This is a genomic window from Flavobacterium inviolabile, assembly GCF_013389455.1.
In the GTDB taxonomy this organism is placed as follows: Bacteria; Bacteroidota; Bacteroidia; order Flavobacteriales; family Flavobacteriaceae; genus Flavobacterium; species Flavobacterium inviolabile.
The window spans coordinates 3,187,954-3,209,770 of sequence record NZ_CP058278.1; the positions used below are offsets into that span (position 1 = coordinate 3,187,954).

16 protein-coding genes are annotated in these 21,817 nt (G+C 43.3%); 13 read left to right on the top strand and 3 right to left on the bottom strand.

The window, feature by feature from the left end; all coding sequences use genetic code 11:
* Window positions 1-342: 342 nt before the first annotated feature.
* The 8 genes from HW120_RS14345 to HW120_RS14380 all read left to right on the top strand — a co-directional run bounded on the left by HW120_RS14345 (window position 343) and on the right by HW120_RS14380 (window position 11,874).
* Window positions 343-4,266 (top strand): Dyp-type peroxidase, encoded by a 3,924-nt coding sequence (locus HW120_RS14345; RefSeq protein ID WP_177734764.1) that lies wholly within the window; start codon window positions 343-345, stop codon window positions 4,264-4,266.
* 148 nt (window positions 4,267-4,414) lie between these two features.
* Window positions 4,415-5,785, top strand: a complete 1,371-nt coding sequence (locus tag HW120_RS14350; protein ID WP_177734765.1) for a T9SS type A sorting domain-containing protein — start codon at window positions 4,415-4,417, stop codon at window positions 5,783-5,785.
* A 179-nt stretch (window positions 5,786-5,964) separates the two neighbouring features.
* Entirely contained in the window at window positions 5,965-6,534 is a 570-nt protein-coding gene (locus tag HW120_RS14355; protein ID WP_177734766.1) for a Crp/Fnr family transcriptional regulator, read from the top strand.
* 239 nt (window positions 6,535-6,773) lie between these two features.
* Window positions 6,774-7,997, top strand: a complete 1,224-nt coding sequence (locus HW120_RS14360) for an MFS transporter (protein WP_177734767.1) — start codon at window positions 6,774-6,776, stop codon at window positions 7,995-7,997.
* A 2-nt stretch (window positions 7,998-7,999) separates the two neighbouring features.
* On the top strand, window positions 8,000-8,998 hold the full coding sequence (locus HW120_RS14365; protein WP_177734768.1) for a TIGR03571 family LLM class oxidoreductase: 999 nt from the start codon (window positions 8,000-8,002) through the stop codon (window positions 8,996-8,998).
* Window positions 8,988-10,109 carry an alkene reductase gene (locus HW120_RS14370; protein ID WP_177734769.1) on the top strand — a complete coding sequence of 374 codons (1,122 nt, stop codon included), beginning with the start codon at window positions 8,988-8,990 and terminating at the stop codon, window positions 10,107-10,109. The genes HW120_RS14365 and HW120_RS14370 overlap by 11 nt, the downstream gene beginning before the upstream one ends.
* A gap of 8 nt (window positions 10,110-10,117) precedes the next feature.
* The gene (locus HW120_RS14375; protein WP_394353029.1) at window positions 10,118-11,086 is read left to right on the top strand and encodes an aldo/keto reductase; all 969 of its coding nucleotides are present in this window, start codon (window positions 10,118-10,120) and stop codon (window positions 11,084-11,086) included.
* A gap of 110 nt (window positions 11,087-11,196) precedes the next feature.
* Window positions 11,197-11,874, top strand: a complete 678-nt coding sequence (locus HW120_RS14380) for a type 1 glutamine amidotransferase domain-containing protein (protein ID WP_177734770.1) — start codon at window positions 11,197-11,199, stop codon at window positions 11,872-11,874.
* Window positions 11,875-11,943: 69 nt separating this feature from the next.
* Here HW120_RS14380 and HW120_RS14385 read toward each other — a convergent pair whose 3' ends face one another.
* Window positions 11,944-13,920, bottom strand: a complete 1,977-nt coding sequence (locus tag HW120_RS14385) for a PKD domain-containing protein (RefSeq protein ID WP_177734771.1) — start codon at window positions 13,918-13,920, stop codon at window positions 11,944-11,946.
* 197 nt (window positions 13,921-14,117) lie between these two features.
* Here HW120_RS14385 and HW120_RS14390 point away from each other — a divergent pair, with 197 nt between their 5' ends.
* The 3 genes from HW120_RS14390 (at window position 14,118) to HW120_RS14400 (ending at window position 15,945) form a co-directional block, all read left to right on the top strand.
* The gene (locus HW120_RS14390; RefSeq protein ID WP_177734772.1) at window positions 14,118-14,675 is read left to right on the top strand and encodes a helix-turn-helix domain-containing protein; all 558 of its coding nucleotides are present in this window, start codon (window positions 14,118-14,120) and stop codon (window positions 14,673-14,675) included.
* A gap of 126 nt (window positions 14,676-14,801) precedes the next feature.
* Complete coding sequence (locus tag HW120_RS14395; RefSeq protein WP_177734773.1) at window positions 14,802-15,584, top strand: HipA family kinase; 783 nt, start codon at window positions 14,802-14,804, stop codon at window positions 15,582-15,584.
* The gene (locus HW120_RS14400) at window positions 15,562-15,945 is read left to right on the top strand and encodes a DUF3037 domain-containing protein (RefSeq protein WP_177734774.1); all 384 of its coding nucleotides are present in this window, start codon (window positions 15,562-15,564) and stop codon (window positions 15,943-15,945) included. The genes HW120_RS14395 and HW120_RS14400 overlap by 23 nt, the downstream gene beginning before the upstream one ends.
* 2 nt (window positions 15,946-15,947) lie before the next feature.
* Here the strand turns inward: HW120_RS14400 and HW120_RS14405 are convergent, their stop codons facing one another.
* Both HW120_RS14405 and HW120_RS14410 read right to left on the bottom strand, forming a co-directional pair.
* Window positions 15,948-16,277, bottom strand: coding sequence for a DMT family transporter (locus tag HW120_RS14405; protein ID WP_177734775.1), 330 nt, complete (start codon window positions 16,275-16,277; stop codon window positions 15,948-15,950).
* Window positions 16,278-16,333: 56 nt separating this feature from the next.
* Window positions 16,334-17,965 (bottom strand): SulP family inorganic anion transporter, encoded by a 1,632-nt coding sequence (locus tag HW120_RS14410; protein WP_177734776.1) that lies wholly within the window; start codon window positions 17,963-17,965, stop codon window positions 16,334-16,336.
* A 669-nt stretch (window positions 17,966-18,634) separates the two neighbouring features.
* On the opposite strand from HW120_RS14410, the gene HW120_RS14415 reads away from it, so the two are divergent.
* Both HW120_RS14415 and HW120_RS14420 read left to right on the top strand, forming a co-directional pair.
* A complete protein-coding gene (locus HW120_RS14415) occupies window positions 18,635-19,291 on the top strand; it encodes a suppressor of fused domain protein (protein ID WP_177734777.1) in 657 nt (218 codons plus the stop codon).
* A gap of 189 nt (window positions 19,292-19,480) precedes the next feature.
* On the top strand, window positions 19,481-21,787 hold the full coding sequence (locus tag HW120_RS14420; protein ID WP_177734778.1) for a hypothetical protein: 2,307 nt from the start codon (window positions 19,481-19,483) through the stop codon (window positions 21,785-21,787).
* The last annotated feature ends 30 nt before the right edge of the window (window positions 21,788-21,817 follow it).

Genomic DNA, 21,817 nt, shown 5'->3' on the forward strand with positions numbered 1-21,817 from the left:
TTTATCCCTTGCCTCTTTCTTCTTGCTTTTGCCAATTGCTCTTTGCTTCTTCCTCCTTGCCAATTGCCCCTTGCCTTTTGCCCCTTGCCTTTTGCTCCTTGCCTTTTGCTCCTTGCCCCTTCACCTCTCACCTCATCCCTCCAAAAAAACAGGTGTTTGTACGTATAGCCCTGACCGTCCTTTTCAATACTTTTGAAGTCAGCGATTTCCCACTATAATCCTCTATATCTTATTTTGAAGACAGATTCTCTGTTATTAAGACTGCATCGTTATGTTCTTAAAGGATCGCCGTTGCTTTCTAAAATAACAACTATAAAGGCATTAACCAACAAACAAAACAACATGAAAACACTAAACTACGAAGAAAGATTTGACGAAGTTTGGAAACATTGCCAACGAGGTCTGGTGTATCCGTCTCCGTTTGCAATTTTCGCAACTTTCTGGCTTAATAAGCCGGTGAGCAAATTACAGTTGTCCATTTTAATGGCTTCTGTCCGTGCAACAATCAACACGCATGAAGCGTTAAAGGATAAGAACACTACAGTTGTATTAGGGGTTTCGTTTAAAAACTGGGCGGAAATCTGCGAACATGAAGGGATGACATTACCTAAGGGAATGAAATTCAACTATCCGGAAAGTGGCAATCCCTATAATTCGAGCGTTTTTAAAACATCCAACGATGTTTTCGACGATTCTCACGGCGATATCTGGTTTCACATTAAAAGTGACAAGGAAGAGGCTTGCGACATTGTATTACAAATGCTGATAGAAGCTTTGGAGAAAGACACTTCCGATTACTATGCACAGGCTGCTGCTTCAAAATCCAACGAAGAAGACGGACATCGCGGGAAAGTGTTAGGCTGTCGTTTTTCGGAAAACCTCAACAACCCTTCCGATCCTATTACCATTGCAAAACATACATTAATAGGCTGTGACGACATGGAACACTTTGGAGGTTCCTTTGTTCTGGCACAACGCTTTCTGATCAACTGGAATCAGATCAACATGATGACGGAAGACCAGATCGAAGACTTGATCGGCCGTAAAACAGACGATACGATCATTCCGGACCGCGATTCCCGTTCCCATATTAAATCGGCGCGAATCCAGGACGAAAACGGAAATACAACCCCGGTACTGCGGTTAGGACTGCCTTTTGGCAGAGCCAAACAAACCGGAAGCGGATTCCGTACGCCGAAATCGGTTACCGTTTCGGATGAAGAAGGAATCTACTTTGCCGGTTTCTCCAGAGAAGTAGGCATACTGGAAAACATCATGTTCAATCAGATTGGTCCGGACAGCGGTTTTATGAACGACCGTTTGTTCAATCACTTAAAATCCGATTTGGGCGGTTTCTTCTATATCCCGAGTGTGGATGACCTGGATCTGGACATGATGAAAGATTACAAAAACAACTTTTCCTATATGGAAAAAGGCGACTGGACCCGTTTTCCGGGTGTAGACTGGACCCGTCTGGACCGCCATTATCGCAATGCGTCCAAAAACGGGCTGATGTATTACAGCCATCAGAATTACCTGTTTACAATGTCGACCGAAATCAACCGCGACAACAAATATTTCAATGTTCCTTCCAACCGTATTTTAAGCCTGTTAGAGAACATTTTCTCCCTTTGGCAGGATAACTGGTACTTTAACCGCAAACAGGAAGAAATCAAAGAAGACATCCGCCATTATATCGACCAGTATAACGGAACCGACAAACCTGCCGACATTATGAGCGAATCCATCATGATTCGGAAAGGCTGGGCGATTCGTTTGAGCCTGCAATTATTCAGCTCTGCCAACTATGGCTTTAGAGGACGTAGAATCCGTTTGAGCGACGGTACCCTGATTCCGTATTCCTCTTTCCGTGAAAAAGAAGGCGAAATCGTTTACGGTTCCGATACTTACCGTATTTCTCCCGAAGAGATCATTGTGGGCGCCATGCCGAATTTATCTTTGGGTGAAGGCCGCTATGTGATGAAGTATCTTTCGGATGCAGAACGTCTGGACGGTTTCCTGAGCAACCTGAGTGAAGCTTCCGGTGTGGGACACGTGATTCCACATTATGAAAAAGCCTTACAGAAAGGTTTACTGACCATGCAGGAAGAAATCCTTGCCTATGAAAAACAAACCGACAATACCGAGAAAAAAGAACTGTACCATTCTGCTTACCTGTCTTTAAAAGGTATTTCCGAATACTGCTTAAACTATGCCGATCTGGCTCGTAAAACAGCAGCAAAAATGACAGCTGGCCAGGAATGGGAAAGACAAAACCTGGAATCTATTGCCTATCGTATGACAAAACTGGCAACAGAAAAACCGGATACTCTGGTAGAAGCCGTTCAGTTTATCTTCACCCTGCACAGCTGTCTGCACTTAAACGGTGAACCTACAGCGATCGGAAGAATGGATCAGCTGTTACAGCCTTTCTATGAAAAAGACGATGTTTCGGAAACAGAAGCACAGGAAATAATCGATGCATTCTATATCAAACTGGACGAAAAAGTACAGCAGAACCGTATCTTTATGGAAGATCATCAGCCGTTTGGTAACCTTGCCATGGGCGGAAGTTCCGGTCCTTATCCGCAAGGTGCTTCTTTAGGACAATGGATCCAGCAGATCACCGTGGGTGGAACTGTTGCCGACGGAACTCCTTTTGACGATTCCAAACCGGCTTATAATTACATGACCAAACTGTTTATCCGTTCTTCCGGACGTTTGCCGCTCAATGCGCCATGTCTGTCCCTGAGAACGCGTAAAGATATTCCGCGTGAAATCCTGGAAGAAGCGGCGCATGCCCTGCTTTCCGGAGGTGCGCATCCGATATTGTTAAACGACGAAAAAATTATTGACGGTTTATACCGCAGCGGTGACAACGTAGGCGGATCCTTAGGTGATGAAAACAAAAACTGGGATTCCAGAGTGAGCTTGCAATCGGCACAAAATTATGCCTGCGACGGTTGCTACGAACCGCAGTTCCCGGGTGAAAACTGGTTCTCTCTGGGCGGATTCTCTACCTTACAACCGTTAGAATGTGCCTTAAACCAGGGCAGAACCTACTCTTCTGCCGGTCAGTCCTATTTATTCGGACAGGTGGTTTCTTTAACCTCAAAACCGGCCGATCAGATCAAAAGCTTTGACGAACTGGTAAAAATTTATTTTGAACATTTCAACCTTTTAAACCGAAAAGCCTTTAACGGTCAGTTAATGGGTTATGGTGCCAACACCAAATTCTGCCCTTCCCCGATACTGAATGTATTGATGGATGACTGTCTGGCTAAAGGACAGGATTTTTACAGCGGCGGAACCAAATACAATATTTACGGACCGTGCTATATTTCCCTGAGCAGTACCATCAACTCGCTTTATGCCATTAAATCGATGGTATTTGACGATAAAAATGCGGTAACAACCTTACCGGAATTACTGGAATGCCTGTGCTGTGACTGGGGTTATAAAATGACCGAACCGTTTATCAGTAACCTGGCAGGTGAATCCCGTATTGCCAGCCGTTCGGACCGTTTCAAACGTTTGCGTGAAATAGCCTTATCCTTACCGCGTTACGGAAGAGGCCACGAAGAGATCGATGCTTTCGGAAACACTATCCTGGAAGGCATTGCCCGAATCTCGGTAGAAACCTTCACCCAGCCTTGGACGCAGTTACGCGATACGCTTAAAAATATGGCTTCCCGCTTTGGTTCGGAAGAGTTTCCATTCGGAATCCAGATACAGCCGGGTGTGGGAACCTTTGAAAACCATGTGGAAATGGGTGCCTGGAATGGTGCCAGTGCCGATGGCCGTCGTTTGGGAACTACCGTTGCTTCCGATTTGAGTGCAGCACCAAGTCCTGCCGATTTACCAATCGAACACCAGTTTGCCGGATTTGAAGAAGCCCTGGCCGGATTTGACGGAAAAGGAGCCGAAATGATGACAGACGGTGCGCCGACAGATTTCAACATTGACGAAGACTTCCCTGTAGAAAAACTGGTGCAGGTAATGCAGCAGTTTGCTCAGGGGCAATCCTCAAATATACTAACGGTTACGGTAGCCAATCCGGATACGTTTAGTGAAGCAGTAGATTCACCGGAACAATACGATTTACTTCGTGTGCGTACCGGAGGCTGGACAAACTTCTTTACTTCGGTATTCCCGATTATCCAGGATCAGCACCGCCGCCGCCCGGTTTCAACTCCGGTGGAAGTCAAAAAAGACAAAAATGCCGCAAAAGGCTGTCCGTTCCATCAAAAAATGGTTCAGGAATAATCGTTTTAAAAAAAGTGGTGAAAGGCGCCCCGGGAAACCGGGGTGTTTTTTATTTATATCGCACCCCAGCTTATCTAAAATAACCACTAAAATATTACTTTTGTAAAATGTAAGAGCAATCCTTACTTCGTTCCTATCCTCTTTACTTATGCAAAAAATTTCATCCCTTTTTTTCTTATCCTTCTTATTATTAACCTCCTCCCTATTTGCCCAATGCTGGCAATCTGTTTCGGCAGGCGGGAATCATACTTTAGCTATTCGGCAGGACGGAAGTCTTTGGGCATCGGGATTTAATGCAAACGGACAGATCGGTGTCGGCAATTATCAGGTATACTACAGTCTGTTCACCCTCGTAAACAGTCAGAACCAATGGAAAGCTGTAGCGGCCGGCGAACAATTCTCCCTTGCGATCCGCCAAGACCATACCTTATGGTCCTGGGGTAATAATTATTTTGGGCAATTGGGAACCAATACTTCCGAAGATAATGTCCCAACACCGCACCAGATAGGCACTCATAACGACTGGGAAAAAATAGCAGCTGGAAACAGCCATGCCATTGCCTTAAAAAAAGACGGTACCCTATGGTCGTGGGGCAGCAATTTTTACGGGCAATTAGGAGACGGAACGACCACTTCCCGCACTGCTCCCGTACAAATTGGCACTGATAATAACTGGAAAGAGATAGCTGCCGGGCACTGGTATAATTTAGGCATTAAAAAAGACGGTACTTTATGGGCATGGGGCGCTAATACCAAAGGTGGATTAGGCGACGGAACAGTGATTCACAAATATATTCCGACACAAATAGGCAATGCCAATAACTGGAAGACTATTGCAGCCGGCAATGCACACTCCTTAGCAATAAAACAGGATGGTACTTTATGGACATGGGGATATAATATTTCCGGTCAGTTAGGAAACGGAACAACAAACGACACCAATATTCCGGCTCAGATAGGCTCGGCAAATAACTGGCAGGGCATCGAATGCGGCGGCACACAAACAATCGCCTTCCGAAGCGACGGTACATTATGGACCTGGGGCAATAATTATTACGGGGAATTAGGAAACGGCAATAATCAAAATTCCTCAATACCCGTAACGGTTGGCATTCAAAATAATTGGTCGGCAATCAGTGCCGGATGGCATTACAGTTTTGCTTTAAAAAATGATGGTACCTTATTCGGTTTTGGCATTAATGCCGAAGGGGAATTGGGTAACGGAACCGCAACAAACACCAATATCCCCGTGATAATCCCGTGTACGTCACTCAGTATAAAGGATCATCAGCCAATGAACGTTTTAGTGTATCCCAATCCAACATCGGACATCATAAATATTCCTGACAATAATCAGCCTGTAAACAAAATCAACATCTATGACCTGTCCGGAAAATTAATCCGTAACTATTCCGGAAACACAGCTGTATTATCTTTAAATCCTTTAGCAAAAGGAATGTATACGATAGAGATCCTGTACGACAATTCCACAGTAAGGCAAAAAATCATGAAATTGTAATGACCAATTTGTTGTCTTTATCCCTTTCACTTTTTAACAATATTGAAAAGCAGAAACCTATACAAACAAACAATAATCCGGAGCATCCTGATCCTTATTAAAACCGGACTTCGTTCCTACCGGTCAGGCAAAGCGGAATTCATCTGTTTTAGCTATTTTTGTAAGACAATTATTTTCTTATGAACCAATACGACCTCCTACGCCAACATATCGCTGCCATTTGCCCGCTATCGGATAGTGAATGGGAATATGTTTCCCAGTATTTTACACACCGGAAACTGCGCAAACACCAGTTTTTGGTTCAAAAAGGCGAAATGGTTCCCTGCGAATTCTGGATTATCAAAGGCCTGGTTAAAACCTATGCCATCGATACCGACGGCAAAGAACACATCCTGCAGTTTGCTATGGAAGAATACTGGACCAGCGATTTCCACGCCTTCCAGAACCAGGTTCCGGCAGGAATGTTTATGGATTGTATTGAAGATTCCGAATTCTTTTGCTTAAAACTGGAAGATCGTGAGAAAATATGCTGCGAAATTCCGGCTATGGCAAACTTCTTCCGGATCAAAGCCAATTACGGGTATATCGCCCTGCAGCAACGCATCATGTCGCTGCTCACCGAAACAGCCGAAGAACGCTATAACAACCTGATCAAGAAACTGCCGCGATTAATCCAGCGCGTTCCTAAAAAACTACTGGCGTCTTACCTGGGCGTAACCCGGGAAACACTCAGCCGGTTAAAGAGCTGAAAAGTGTGATATACATCACCAAAAAACGGTGATCTAACTCCTCGCACAGTTCCCTGCCTGTTCGGACATTTGTACTGTTATTTTTAGCAATATAAATATGACCGTAGGAAATTGTTTTACCCGTTGTTTTTACAAGTTATTGTGTACTAATTATTATTAGGATCAAGTGCTGCCTGTACCCGTTACGCGGCAGGAATACCACTTTATTTCTTTACTAATTAATACGATAATAACATTATATGAAAACAATACATAACAACAGTACTGCCGCTGTTGCAGCAGTACCGGCAAAATCAACAAAACTTCCCGCTGCCTTGTGGGCACTGACCATTAGTGCTTTTGGTATCGGAACCACCGAATTCGTAATTGTAGGCTTATTGCCCACAGTTGCCAAAGATTTAGGAACATCTATTGCTTCAGCCGGACTACTGGTTAGCTTATATGCTTTAGGAGTAGCCATTGGCGCACCCATTTTAACCGCCTTAACCGGTCATATCAACCGTAAAAAACTGCTTTTAGGGATTATGATACTGTTTATCATTGGGAACGGTCTGGCATCGGTAGCACCATCATTTATCACCTTAGTACTCGCCCGGATATTAACCGGATTTGCACACGGAGTCTTTTTCTCGATCGGGGCAACCATCGCCGCCGGATTGGTTCCGGAAGATAAAAGAGCCAGTGCCATCGCCATTATGTTTGCCGGATTAACCGTTGCCATCGTAACCGGAGTACCGTTAGGAACTTATATCGGACAGCATTTCGGATGGAGAGCGACTTTTATTGGTGTGGCATTATTGGGAATCATCGGGTTTATAGCCAGCAGCCTGCTGGTACCAAACACCATTCAGAAAAGCAAAGCCTTAAAACTGAGCGATCAGCTTAAAGTATTGAAAAATCCGTCCATCCTTTTAGTATTGGCAATAACAGCCTTAGGATATGGCGGGACTTTTGTAACCTTTACCTATATGGCGCCTTTACTGGAAAACATTACCGGATTTTCTGCCGATGTAACCGGTTTATTGTTACTGATCTACGGAATTGCGATTGCTTTAGGAAATGTCATTGGCGGTAAAGTATCAAATCATAAGCCTGCCAAAGCCTTAATGATCATGTTTATACTACAGGCCATTGTTTTACTGGTATTATCCTTTACCGTTTACAACAAAACAGCTGCGGTAATGACCCTGTTTGCTATGGGAATCCTTGCCTTTTCAAATGTACCCGGATTACAGCTATATGTAGTTCAGATGGCCGAAAAATATTTACCCGGAACGGAAGATGTCGCTTCGGCACTGAACATTGCCGCTTTTAATGTCGGAATCGCCATCGGTGCCTTTATTGGCGGAACCATTGTGGAATCTTCATTAGGTATCCAGGCTACTCCATGGGTAGGCGCTATTCTGGTTGCCATTGGTTTTGTGGTAAGCTTTATCAGTTTTAAAAGAGAAAAAAAGAATTGATTATGGAAACGATATGTGAAACAATCTGTAAAATACACGTTCCCGGAAAAATGACCATCGGACTCGAATTTCCTTTGGATAACGATTGGTCACTTGCCGGAGAAAAGAAACGCAATGCAGCAGGACGTCCTTTCGGTATACCGGACATCAGCCAGCATACCGAATACATCAAACTGGCTGACCAACTGGGATTTGCAGCCCTATGGATGCGTGAAGTCCCTGTTTATGATCCGGATTTTGGTGACGGTGCCCAGTTATTTGACACTATGGCCTACCTGGGCTATATCGCCGGAATTACAAAATCGATCGTATTGGGAACCGCTGCGGTAGTTTTACCGCTGCACGATCCGCTGCAACTCGCAAAAGCTGTTGCTACGATAGAAAACCTGTCCGGAAGCCGGTTGCTTTTGGGAGTGGGTTTAGGCGACCGACCTGTTGAATTTCCGTTATTCGGTTATGACTTTGAAAACAGGGCGGAACGCTTTATCGAAAACCACCAGATCATGCTGGAAGCCTGGAAAGAGCATAGCGAACTGAACCGGTTCTATAAAAACCTGGACAACCGGATCCAAATTTATCCGAAACCGGAAAACCCGATTCCGTGGATTATTGCCGGAAGGGCACAGCAAAATATGGACTGGATTGCCCGAAACATGCAGGGCTGGTTCAACTACCCGCGTCCGGTGGAAGAAACCGCACAAATGGTAATCGACTGGCGCAACGTTCTATACGATAACGACCAGGCATCCAAACCGTATATCACGGCTTTTCACCTGAATCTTTCAGCCGATGATGATGCCCCGTTCAAACCGCATCGTTTTGGCGGATCGGTCGGTATAAACGGTTTGTTGCCGCTGCTCAAACAATATGAAGAAGCAGGTGTCAACCACATGGCATTGCACTTGCGCAAATCGGAAACTCCGGTTCAGGAAGCACTGGAAAAAATAGCTCAAAAAGTAATCCCCCATTTTAATTATAAAGAATATCAACATGTTGTTTAAAAATCATACCCTCGGAAACATTGTATTGAAAAACCGGATTGTGATGCCGCCAATGACCCGCTCCAGAGCCGGAAAAGGCGATGTCGCCACTCCGCTTATGGCAGAATACTATAAGCAAAGAACCTCAGCCGGATTGATCATTTCCGAAGGAACCCAGATTAGCCGCCAGGGACAGGGTTATGCCTGGACACCCGGAATTTATACCCCGGAACAAATCAAAGGATGGCAGCAGGTTACCGATGCTGTTCACCAGCATAACGGGATCATTTTTGCCCAGCTATGGCATGTGGGCCGTGTGTCGCACATTGCGCTGCAGGAAAACAACCAGCCTCCGGTTTCGTCCAGCGAACTGGTTGCCGAAGGGGTTAAAGTTTTTGTGGATGCCGAAGGAAAAGGTCCTGAGAACGGTGTGGGCGAAATGGTTCAGCACTCCAGACCGAGAGCCTTAACGGTTCCGGAAATCAAGGACATCGTTTCCGAATATGCACAGGCGGCTAAAAATGCATTGGAAGCCGGATTTGACGGTATTGAAATACACGGTGCCAAGGGTTATCTGATTAACCAGTTTATCGATTCGCAGGCTAATAACCGTACGGATGAATACGGCGGTTCGTTAGCAAACAGGCTGCGTTTCCTGAAAGAAGTGGTTACCGCTGTTACCGCGGCTATAGGCAGTGAAAAAACCGGCGTTCGTTTAGCACCGCTAACCACACTGCAAGGTGCCGTTGACGATAACCCGGAGGAAACCTATACGGAAGCGGTAAAAGTACTGGAAGCCTTAAAGGTCGCTTATATTCATATTGCCGAAGCCGACTGGGAAGATGCTCCGCTAATGCCGGTTGCTTTTAAAAAGGCTATCCGCAGTCATTTTTCCGGAACACTCATCTATTCCGGAAAATATACCAAAGAAAGAGCCGAAAAAGCGTTACAGGAAGGCTGGACAGACTTAATTGGTTTTGGCCGGCCGTTTATTGCCAATCCCGATTTGCCATACCGCCTGGAAAACAACCTGCCGCTCAACGAACCCGTCCGCGAACAGTTCTTTGGCGGTAATGCAGCCGGATATACCGATTATCCGTTTTATACCCCAACAACAATACATACACTTTAATTATAGCTATGAGAAATTTAGGAAAAACAGACCTTAAAGTATCCCCTATCACGCTTGGTGCCTTTGCCATTGGCGGAACGATGTGGGGCGGAAATGAAAAAAACGATTCCATCGCAGCCATCCGCGCTTCTATTGATAATGGTGTTACCAGTATTGATACGGCTCCGTTTTACGGTTTCGGACTCAGTGAAGAAATGATTGGTGAAGCTTTAAAAGACAGGGACAGAAGCAGCGTACAAATCCTGACAAAGTTCGGGTTGGTATGGGATGGCAGCAATAACGGAAAAGGTGAACACTTCTTTGATGCCGACGGTACCCCGATATACAAATATGCTTCCAAAGCCAATGTGATCAAAGAGGTAGAAGAAAGCCTGCAACGTTTGAAAACCGATTATATCGACCTGCTGCAACTGCACTGGCCGGACAGTACTACTCCAATTGATGAAACCATGGAAGCTTTGGAATTGTTGATACAGCAGGGAAAAATTAAAACTGCCGGTGTTTCCAATTACAACGCTTCCCAATTAGAAGAAGCTAAAAAAACCGTAACTTTAGCTTCCAATCAGGTTGCTTACAGCATGTTGAACCGCACGATTGAAAAAGAGCTGGTACCCTATACCCTTGAAAACAACATGGGTATCATTGCATACAGCCCTATGGAAAGAGGCCTGTTAACCGGTAAATACTTTAAAGACGGTAAATTGTCAGAAAGCGATCATCGAAACGGCTACTTCGGGCAATATGATCTGGAAAAGGTAAAGAGCTTCCTTGACAAAATAACACCGATAGCCGACAGTAAAAATGTCACGCTGGCACAACTGGTTCTACGCTGGACGGTACAACAACCGGGAATTACAGTAGTTTTAGCCGGAGCCAGAAATGCCGAACAGGCAGTTTCCAATGCACAGGCACTGCATTTTGAACTGACAGCAGACGAATTAAATCTTATTAATCAGGAACTAACTATTTTTATATAATGATGAAGAAATTAAAACACCTATTGGCATTAAGTATGATGGTATTCGCGGGCTGCACCATCCTATTGACAGGAAATGAAGCAACCGCACAAACTAAAAAATCAGTACCAATGAAAAAGAAAATCTTATTTGTAGTTACCAGTCATGGTCAGAAAGGCAGCACCGGCGAACCTACCGGTTACTACCTGAGCGAGGTTTCCCATCCGTGGGAAGTACTGCACAATGCCGGTTATGAAATTGATTTCGTGAGCCCGAAAGGCGGTAAAGCCCCGGTGGACGGATTTGATTTAAAAGATCCGATCAACAAAAAATTCTGGGACGATAAAACCTATCATGCAAAAGTTGAAAATACCATGAAACCTTCCGAAGTTAATCCGAAGGATTATGTTGCCATTCATTTTGCCGGCGGACACGGAGCGATGTGGGATTTACCGGAAAACAAAGAGATTGCGGCACTGGCTGCCAAAATCTATGAAAACAACGGTATTGTAAGCGCTGTCTGCCACGGTCCTGCGGGATTGGTGAACATCAAGCTAACAAACGGCAAATACCTTGTTGACGGTAAAAAAGTAAACGGTTTTACCAATGAAGAAGAAATTGCTGTAGGACTGGAAAAAGTAGTTCCTTTTATGCTGGAAGACAAATTAATTGAACGGGGTTCTAAATTTGAAAAAACCGGCTTATGGCAGTCACATGCCGTTGCCGACCAACGTCTGGTGACCGGACAAAATCCGGCTTCTGCAGAAGCTGTTGGTAAAAAAGTTTTGGCAGAACTTCAAAAATTATAATCTGATTTCAGATTTTTTAATGGTGGAAACGCACGATGGATCTCGGTCTGTTGTGCGTTTTTTTAATGGCTATAATTTCAATAATTTCTGTTGGGCGCTACTGCCATCAGTATGCTGCAGGTTTATGATATACACACCGGAAGCCAGACCGGACGTATCCCAGCGGTACTGTCCGCTTGATAACGTGTGCTGCATGATTTTCTGCCCGGTCAGGGTATAGCAGGAAATAACCATCCCCGAACTGGCGTTATCCATATAAAAGGTATCTTTTACAGGATTAGGATACATTTTTATATTCGGGAAAATGCTGTTCCAGTCGGTTGCCGAAAGTGGTCCTATCGTAACGGTTTTACAGGTCGTATCCGTTCCGCAATTGTTGGTCGTTTCCAGACAAACCGTATAGGTACCATTAGCCGCATAGTGGTGTACCGGATGAATCCCGGTACCGGTTTGTCCGTCTCCGAAATCCCATTCCTGGCTGAGAACCGATGTATCGGAAAGGTTTGTAAAAGCAACCTGCTGTGCCGTTGTGTGCTGGGTAAAGGAAGCCGTTGGCAGAGGACAATCACAGTCGTAGCCGTATTTGGCAACAAAAAAATCGGAAGAACCACCTAAATTATTGATGGTCTGATTGCCTATCAGCAGTTCATTCGCGAAATAACCGCCTAAAAACAAGTCCTTTTTATAGAAGCGCATTGCTGTAATCCCGTCGTAGAATCCCGTTCCTTCCACCCTGCCCAGTTTTTCCAGCGTTCCGGTATTTTTATTCAGGATTGCAAACCAGCCATCCTGCCCCGTACTGCTGATGGATTCGTTATCCCAATGCATTTCGGTTGCAAAATAGCCGCCTATTGCCACTTTATTGTAATTGACCGTTCCGGTTTGCGTAAAATTAACCGGCATCGAATAGCCGCTTTTTGCCCACAAACAGTTACCTGAGGCATCCATTTTCATGACAAAATTGGCAACATTCGTAAAATTAAGCCCCAAAGGGTTTTCAAAAATAAAACCGTTAAAACTATCTCCTAACGATCCCTGACCAAAAAAATAAAGATTGCCATCCTCATCTATATCAACCGGAGATTGTGTCATCGTATTATTCATGACACCAGACAGATCGCTCTGTTTGTGCCAGAGGTATTGCCCCGACTGGCTAAAACAGCCAACATACATTTTCGAACTGACCAATTGATTCCCTAAATACAAAACATCGTTGCCAACACCCGTTTGCGGCGGAACAAGGCTTCCGTTCACATAATAATTCCCGGTGAGCGGATGCCGTCTGAAATGCATACCGTATACAATAAATGCCTGGTCGTTTCCAGAAAAATTAATGTCCAGTTGCTGAACCTGCTGCAACACACCTGCCGTATTGTATCGGAGTACATATATTTTATTTTCCCCGCTGCCGTCCGGAATCTTAATATTACTTTCTGCCAGCTTACTGCCCGGCGGAAACAGCGAAAACAGGTAAACATTACCCTGTTCATCCAGATCCATATCAATAATGGCCGTACGGCTATAGGACCATCCGGAAACGGTATCCGACTGTATCATTTTTGTCCAGTTCATTGTACCGTTTGTTTCATACTGGCTCAGGAACAAGGTTTGAAATCCGGCTGCCGGCAGTTGCAGATCATTACCAAAATCAACTGCATAGCCGTTTCTGTTCACCATACCGGTAAGGTAGACTTTTCCCTGCTTTGAAACGCGCAGCGTTTTGGCCTGATCGCCGGCTGTTCCGCCAATTATTTTACTCCACCGGTGTTCGCCGTTACAGTTAAGGCTTCCGAAAAGTATATCAGTGTGTAATGCATCATGCCCGTCACCCGGTGCCGCTTCCCCGAATTTGATATTGTTCCGAAAAACCGGAGAAAACAAATAGACATTCCCTTCGGCATCCGTATCCATTTCTTCCACCCGTTCCGTCAGTGAAATCTGTCCGCCGTCTGCACTTCCGCCACTTGTTCCCCATTGTAACTGCGGGTTTTGCTGTGCTAATGAAAAAAACGGGATGATTCCGAAAACGAGTAATAGCTGCTTCATGTGGTTGCCGGTTATTTTATATTTCAAATATATTATTTTTCTTATATATAAAACCACAACATGCTAATTATCAACATCAAAAAGAGAAGATTCTTTCTTTATTATTGTTATCACGCTGTCCATAAGCAGCTCCTTATTCCTGAAGCCATGTCGGGGAAAAATGGTTATATTTAGACTATATCATCTGGCAAAAGAGAATGAAGACCGCCCTGCAGCATTTTAATTTTATGGGGCAGGAAATTATCGGCGAGGAAAGCGACCGCAGTAAAATGTTTGTATTGTTACGGCTAATGCAGCAGGAATACCGGGAAAACAAATTATCCAACAGGCTTATTTTACTGGATCTATTCAGCGCCATGCTGCTTATTATCAACCGGAACAGCATTATCAGAGACGACGCCGGCAAAAAAATCACCACCGCTACCGGGGATAAAATCCACGCTATCCTGGCTTATCTGCGGGAACATCTTACCGATAAAGAGAAAACCAGTATTGAAAATCTGGCTGTGGTTTTTGGCCTGTCTCCCACTTATGTCAGTGAATTTTTTAAAAAACATACCGGAGAATCCCTGCAGCAGTTTCTGATACAGTCCAAACTAAAAATAGCCGAACGCCTTTTAAAACAAAGTGACAGCAGCATAACGGAAATAGCCAATACCTTAGCCTTTAACGATGTGAGCCACTTTAATAAAGTTTTCTCCAGCCGGCATCAGTTATCGCCAAAAGCATACCGGAAAAATTCTCAAAACCGCTAATCCAGATCTCCGGCCGGTTCCGGAATTTATTTCCGTCCTGCCTTTAGATTTTGCAGCTTCAAATCGTTCCAATTAAATCCGGAATAGTACATTTGTAGCTGTTGAAATTAAAAATTCAATGCATCCATGAAACTACGAACAGTAAATGTAACACGATATATCACTCCGCTTCGGGAAGGAGGTTCTCTCCCGGCCCTGGCAGAAGCTGATGATGATTTTAAATACGTTCTGAAATTTAAAGGTGCCGGCCACGGTACGAAAGCACTGATAGCAGAACTGCTTGGCGGTGAAATTGCCCGTGCTTTGGGGCTTCGCCTGCCCGAAATTGTATTTGCCAATCTGGATGAAGCTTTCGGACGTACCGAAGCCGATGAAGAAATCCAGGACCTGTTACAGTTCAGCCAGGGATTGAATCTGGCACTGCATTTCTTATCGGGTGCCATTACTTTCGATCCGGTGGTTACAGATGTTGATGCCGAACTGGCGTCACAGATTGTGTGGCTGGATGCTTTTATCACTAATGTTGACCGGACTTTCCGAAATACGAATATGCTAATCTGGCACAAAGAGTTATGGTTAATCGATCATGGTGCCTCTTTCTATTTTCATCATTCCTGGAACAACTGGGAGCATCATGCCAAAAGCCCTTTTGCACTGATAAAAGATCATGTTCTACTGCCAAAGGCAACGTTACTGGAAACCGTAGACACCGCATACAAAGCCCTGTTAACCGAGGAAAAGATCCGCGAAATAGTTGCTTTAATACCGGACGAATGGTTATTATGGGATGATAACCGGGACAGTCCGGAAGATTTAAGAGAAGTATATGTTCAGTTTTTATTATTACGAAAAAGTCATTCCGAAATTTTTATAAAAGAAGCTCAAAATGCAAGAGAAACACTTATATGAATATGCTGTGATTCGCGTTTTGCCGAGGGTTGAGCGTGAAGAATTTTTGAATGTCGGCATTATTTTATTTTCAAAAGGCGCTAAATTCATCAAAGTATTATATACCATTGATGAAGAAAAGCTCAGATTGTTTGCTGACGATCTGGATGTGGATCAGCTGCGCCTGAATATGGAATCTTTTGAAAAAATTGCCCGTGGTGATAAAGACGGCGGCCCTATTGCGCAAATGGATATCCCTTCCCGTTTTCGCTGGTTAACTGCCGTGAGAAGTTCCGTTATACAAACGTCAAGACCGCATCCCGGTTTTTGCGGCAACCTGGAGGGAACAATCGAACGCCTGTTTACCGAACTGGTGCTGTAATTTTAGTGGGAAACACTTTTTGAAAACAAGTTGATAATCAATACACCGATAATAATAAAGATAATCCCGATCAGCGCCGGAAAATCCAGTGTTTGCTTATACGCGAAATACCCTATTGCCGATATTAACACGATTCCCAAACCGGACCAGATTGCATAGGCTATTCCGATGGGGATTGTTTTTAAGGTTAACGACAGGAAATAAAAGGCAAAAGCATACCCCGCAACAGCAATCAGCGACGGCCATAATTTTGTAAACTGTTCGGATGATTTGAGCGCACTGGTCGCAATCACTTCAAAGAAGATGGCGATTAACAAAAAGAGGTACTTCATCTTTCAAATTTACGGTTTTCTTCCTGAATATTTTTTAAAACTCAATCGGATTATTCTTATTTATAGCTTTTTCCGGCAATATTTACGGCATCGTCAACACTCAGAAAGCTTAAGAAAACCGTTGGATATTCCGGTGAGAGCAACTGGCTCAGCACCCGGTAAACCGGGTCTTTAAGGCGTGTTAAAACGAGTTTCTTTTCTTCTTTTGTCATGAATTCCCAGAAATCTTTTATCGTTTCCAGAGCCGTACCGTCCAGATCCGGGGATTCTTCCAGGCTGATAATAACGGTATGAATACTGTTCCTGTCGGCTATTATCAGCGCTCTTGCCTGATTCAGTATGCGTTCGGTATTTGCAAAAAACAAAGGCTGATCCGGTCGGAGAATCAGAATCCCGGTAACGGGAAGTGCATCGGAATGTTTTTTAATATCCACAAAATCGTGGCTGTTGTCCAGACGTCCTAAAATAGATATGGTGGATTCTGAAAACTGTTTCAGCAATAAAATCACGCTGGTTCCGATAGCCACTAACAAGCCGTCCAATACGCCTAACAAAAGGACACTCATAATGGAAAAGACAAGCAGAAAACGGTCTCTTTTCCATACAAAATACGGTTTTAATACGGCAGGATTCAGGTTATGTCCCACAGCATGAATAACAATCCCCGCCAGAACGGGCTGAGGTGTATATCCGATGAGCGGTAACATCCCGACAATAATAAGGAGTAGTGTTATGGCAGCAACCATACCGGCTGTTTTTGATGTTGCCCCAGCGGCTTCATTGGCAGAAGTTGCAGAATATCCGGCGCCCACAGGCATGCCGTGAAATAAAGCCGAAACGATATTGGACACACCCAATACCCATAAATCCCTGTTGGGCTGTATGCTATCGCCATGTTTCAGGGCAAAACTCCTGATTGATCCGTAAGATTCCGAATATAAGACCATTACCAAAGCCAGTCCCAGTTCTACCAGGCGCAGCCAGTCATTATAGGACAGCTCCGGTAAATCCGGCAGCTCCGGTTTTAAGTGAATCGTTCCTACATTTGCTATCCCATAAGCCGGAAAGTCAATCCCCTTCCCGATGATAATGCTTAATCCGATGACGACCAGACCGCCGGGAAAATATTTAATCCGGGAAAAGACCGTTAACAGCAATAAGGCGATAACGGCTGTTAAGATGCTCCAGTAATTCCATTCTTTATATTGTAAAAAAACATCGGGCAAATACCGGAAAAAATTGGAATGTGACGTGTTAATTCCGGTTATACCGCTCCATTGTTTGACAATTATCGTAATAACCAAACCGAATGTAAAGCCTCTTAATACCGGCTTTGCTATAAAATCGGTGATTGTACCGATACGAATCAATGATGCGATTAAGAAAAACAGCCCGGTAATGAATACCAAACCAATGGCAAAAGTGAGGCTGGAAGCATTACTTCCGTAAGCGGCTAAAGCAGCTGCCATTACTACAGCCGATGAAGAGGTTGCCGAAACAATGGCAAAACGGCTTGTTCCAAACAGCGCATAACATAATAAACCGGCAAAAAGGGCTATGATACCCGACTGCGGCGGCATATTCGCCAATCCGGAGTAGGCAACGGCTTCGGGCAGTAAAAGTCCGGCAATTGATAAGCCGGCGATAATATCCTGCAGGTTTAATCCGGATAAGATACGCTTATTCATACCGATATTCTGTTTTTATCACTCAATTAAAGATACATACTTTCTCTGCATCAGGACTTATCGGATACTATTTTTCGATAAATCCATTACTTTTTTGCCCTTTTTACACCTCATTTTTTGTTTTTTAATACGCATTAATACATAATTAGCCACGTGCGTAGATGTGCGTAGTAAAATATTAGTTTTTCTTCAGACTATGTTTTTAATTTGTTTCAACAATTCGAAACAACAATTTCCGGATTTGTCATTTATCCGGATTTTCAGTGTCGATTTGAATTTTATACGCCTGTTTTTTTTTACATATAATGTGCTTTTTTATATACCATGAATGCCGGACAGTCAGAACAGTTGTTCAGGAGCAATGAAATACCCCTAACACTTTTTGACTGTCTATTTTTAAACTGTTTATCAATACTGCCTGTCATTTTTAAAGCAGTATACTTTGTCATTTTGTGTTTTTTGAGTTTTCTTTTCAGAAACTAAAGACGGTATTCTTTGAAATCTAAAGATACTGTTAAAACATTATTTTCATTCATTTTTACTTAGTAATTTGAAAGCTGATAATTTAAAAAAAACCGGCAGTACTGAGAAATCCATTCCTATACAGTACTACATGCCTTAGTCTCATGCTGTCGGTTTTAAAGTAATAACAGCTAAAAAGAACACACTATGACATTAGAAGAATTCAGGCAAAAATTTTCTGAGGAAGATGCTGTCGGATGGATGGAAATTGACAGCAAATTAGAATCGTTTTATCCGGAGCAGGAACCCAGTCACTACGCTCCAATGATCAAATATATGTTGGGCGGCAATGACCCTTTAGACGGCATCAGTTATTATCATAGTGACACCCATTTACCTCATTATCACGCGGTCAGTTATGGTTTTTCCAACCTGTATTACGATGAAAAAGCCCTTGGTGGCGAATTCAGCAAATGGGGATTTGAACTCACTTACCGTACCTTTCCATATCATCTGGACAAAGAACTCCCTTTTTATGCCGGTAATGTAATGCAAAATCTGGCACGTTATGTCTATGAAAGTGAACGCTGGTTTGAACCGTATCATTATATACCGCTTAACAGCAGTATCCGGCTGGACAGCGACACCAAGATTAAAGCATTGCTTTTTGTTATGGATCCGGAACTTGGTGAGATTGACACCCTATACGGAAAGCTTCAGTTCTTACAGATGGTCGGCATTACCGAAACCGAATATCAAAAAATTCTCGACGGGCAATATACCCCCAAAGAACTGATCAATAAAGCAAAGGAAACCAATCCGCTGCTGATTACCGATTTAAACAGAGAACACGATTATTTATAGTACCCAAATCGTTTCGATTACCCATTATTACTACTCATAGTTACTCAAAAACTGCATTTTGCTGTTCTGTGTAGCTATGAGTAGTTCTTTTTTAGCATTTTCTGTAAATCTTTATTTTATTTGTCTTTACGACTACACATCCTGTACCTGTTGCCTATTTTACGGAATGCTTTTTTAAAATGATTGCCTATGAAAATAACGACATTATTACCCCTGGAAAAACTGGAAGAATTGTTTGACTTTCCATTGTTTGCCACCAAAGAAACCTATAGTTTATATCTTGATACGGCATATTTTGTAATTCATAAATTCAAAAGTATTTATATCAACAAAAGCGGCGATTTTAGCTTGTTTATTTCCATTCAGAAAAGAAAGTACCTGTTCTGGACCACTTCCAGAATAACATATACCTATAAGACTGTAAACAGTACGGTCTGGAATGAAATGAACAGTGTTCCGCCGGAAAGTATAATCCGTTTTTTAAACCAATACTGGCCGAAACTGATCCGGGAACTGGCACACAGGGATACCCTGACCCCGGAAATCATTTCCTACTGGCGCACTATCATTTCCCGAAATATCACTGTTGAAAAAATAGTCCATTACTGCTCCCTTCCCGTTGTATTTAATGCTTCCGGTCCTTTTATACCAAACTGCAAAAAAACAATTACCGGCAGCAATCTTTCTTTTCAGTTTGATTGCTTCCGTACCGATAACGGGAGCAAAAGTACCATTATCATTACGGAGCTGCACAACAACCCGAAACGGTATTCCTTTCTTTTTGTATATGAAACAACGCAGCTACAAGACAAAACCATCAGCCTGCAGTTACAGCATCATAACGGTATAGAATCCGAGTCGCGGGCAATTGATTTCTTTGAAACCGATTATCTGAAAAAAGCACTGGAATTATGGCAGGCTATGGAAATCTGCATTACGGCCGAAAACGACCTATACCTGCAAAAAGCTGCCGCGCAGCACGGGAATACGATTCCCATATCCAAACCGGTTTTAAAGAACAATTATGTTTCTATCCAGGGAAACAAATTGCGGCTGATCGATCCGGGACAGGCACAACGGTATCTGGAAAATATTATGAATGCCGATTATTCCGGTAAATTGTATGAGCTCACCGATTCGTTACAATTTCCGATCCGCAAAGACAGTGTTGTTCCGGATGTGTTTATACTTGCCGAAAAAAATGTCCATCTCAGCTATCTGAATTTTAAAGAGATTCTATCGGATTATCAAGACGAACTGAATATCCTGGGCTTTATTTTTCTTAAAGATCTGAATGTGGCTTCCTATATCCTATCTGACGATTTTTGCTATACAAAGCCGTTAATCGTATTGGGCAACCTGAATACCAAAAACATCTTGCTGGACAGCCAGACACACTATATACAAGGGAATCTCAATTGTGAATTTTTTATCGGCCTGGGGTATAAAGGTTCCTTTTATGTAAATGGCAAACTGGCCGCAAAATGCCTGCTTTCAGAAGAAATGACCGTTTATACTTCCGATTTGTATGTAGCCGCGCTAATTGGAAACGGAATGATCAAATTTTCAAAAATCGTCGTTGAAGAAAACAACAAAGTCCTTTTAAAATACTATAGCTTTCCCGATACCCATTACCTGAAAAACATCCTTCATGCTACTCTTTTCAACGCGCCGATGGCATTGAAAAATGTATCTAAAATAATATCCCGGATCAAAAACGGTCTTTCGTTACTGCATCCCGATTATAATCCCAATTACTCCGGCTTTCCTGTAACGATCACCAAGCGGTTTGATGTTATTTTTAATTTTCTAAAGCAATCCGGTGAGAATTCCCACACTATCGCAGCGGACGGTCAGCTGGTTTTGTGTCGTTATTTAATCAAAAATTACAACGGCAGGACCTATCAGGTGGTGGGACAGCATCATACCGCGAATAATTATTTTGTGGGCATTATCCGTAATTTACTGACCAACAGCTTCAATATTATTATTAATTATTATGAACCGGATAACAAAACCCTCAAGCTAAACCATATTATCCCGATTATCGAAAACACTATTCTGTCCAAAACGGGAAAACACGCTTTTGACAGTGCCGAGAAGACGCTTTTGGAGCCGGTACCCATGGCGTTTTACCAATCCAACTATCATGATTTTGGCGCTGTCGGCCCCTATACCATCAACGATATCATGACCTTGCTGATTGACGAATTAAAGAGCGAAAAGTATGCTATAGACCGGGAAAATGCAGAATTTAAAGTTACTATTTACAATAAACGATGGGCCATTGCTGCCAGTATATCCGGCCTTGTTATTTTTGAAAATAAAGAACTGGATGAAATGCGGTATTCTTCGCTGCCCCTCAAGATGTACCTCTACAACATTGATGAAGAAAAATTAAAGCTGTTATGGCTGGCCACGCTGTACAACGATTATGCAAAGATCCTCCGGGAAGACTGGAAATCATTAGAAGAGCTTTCCGGAAAATTAAAATGATTTTATTCTTACATCCTCTTCTTTACGGAA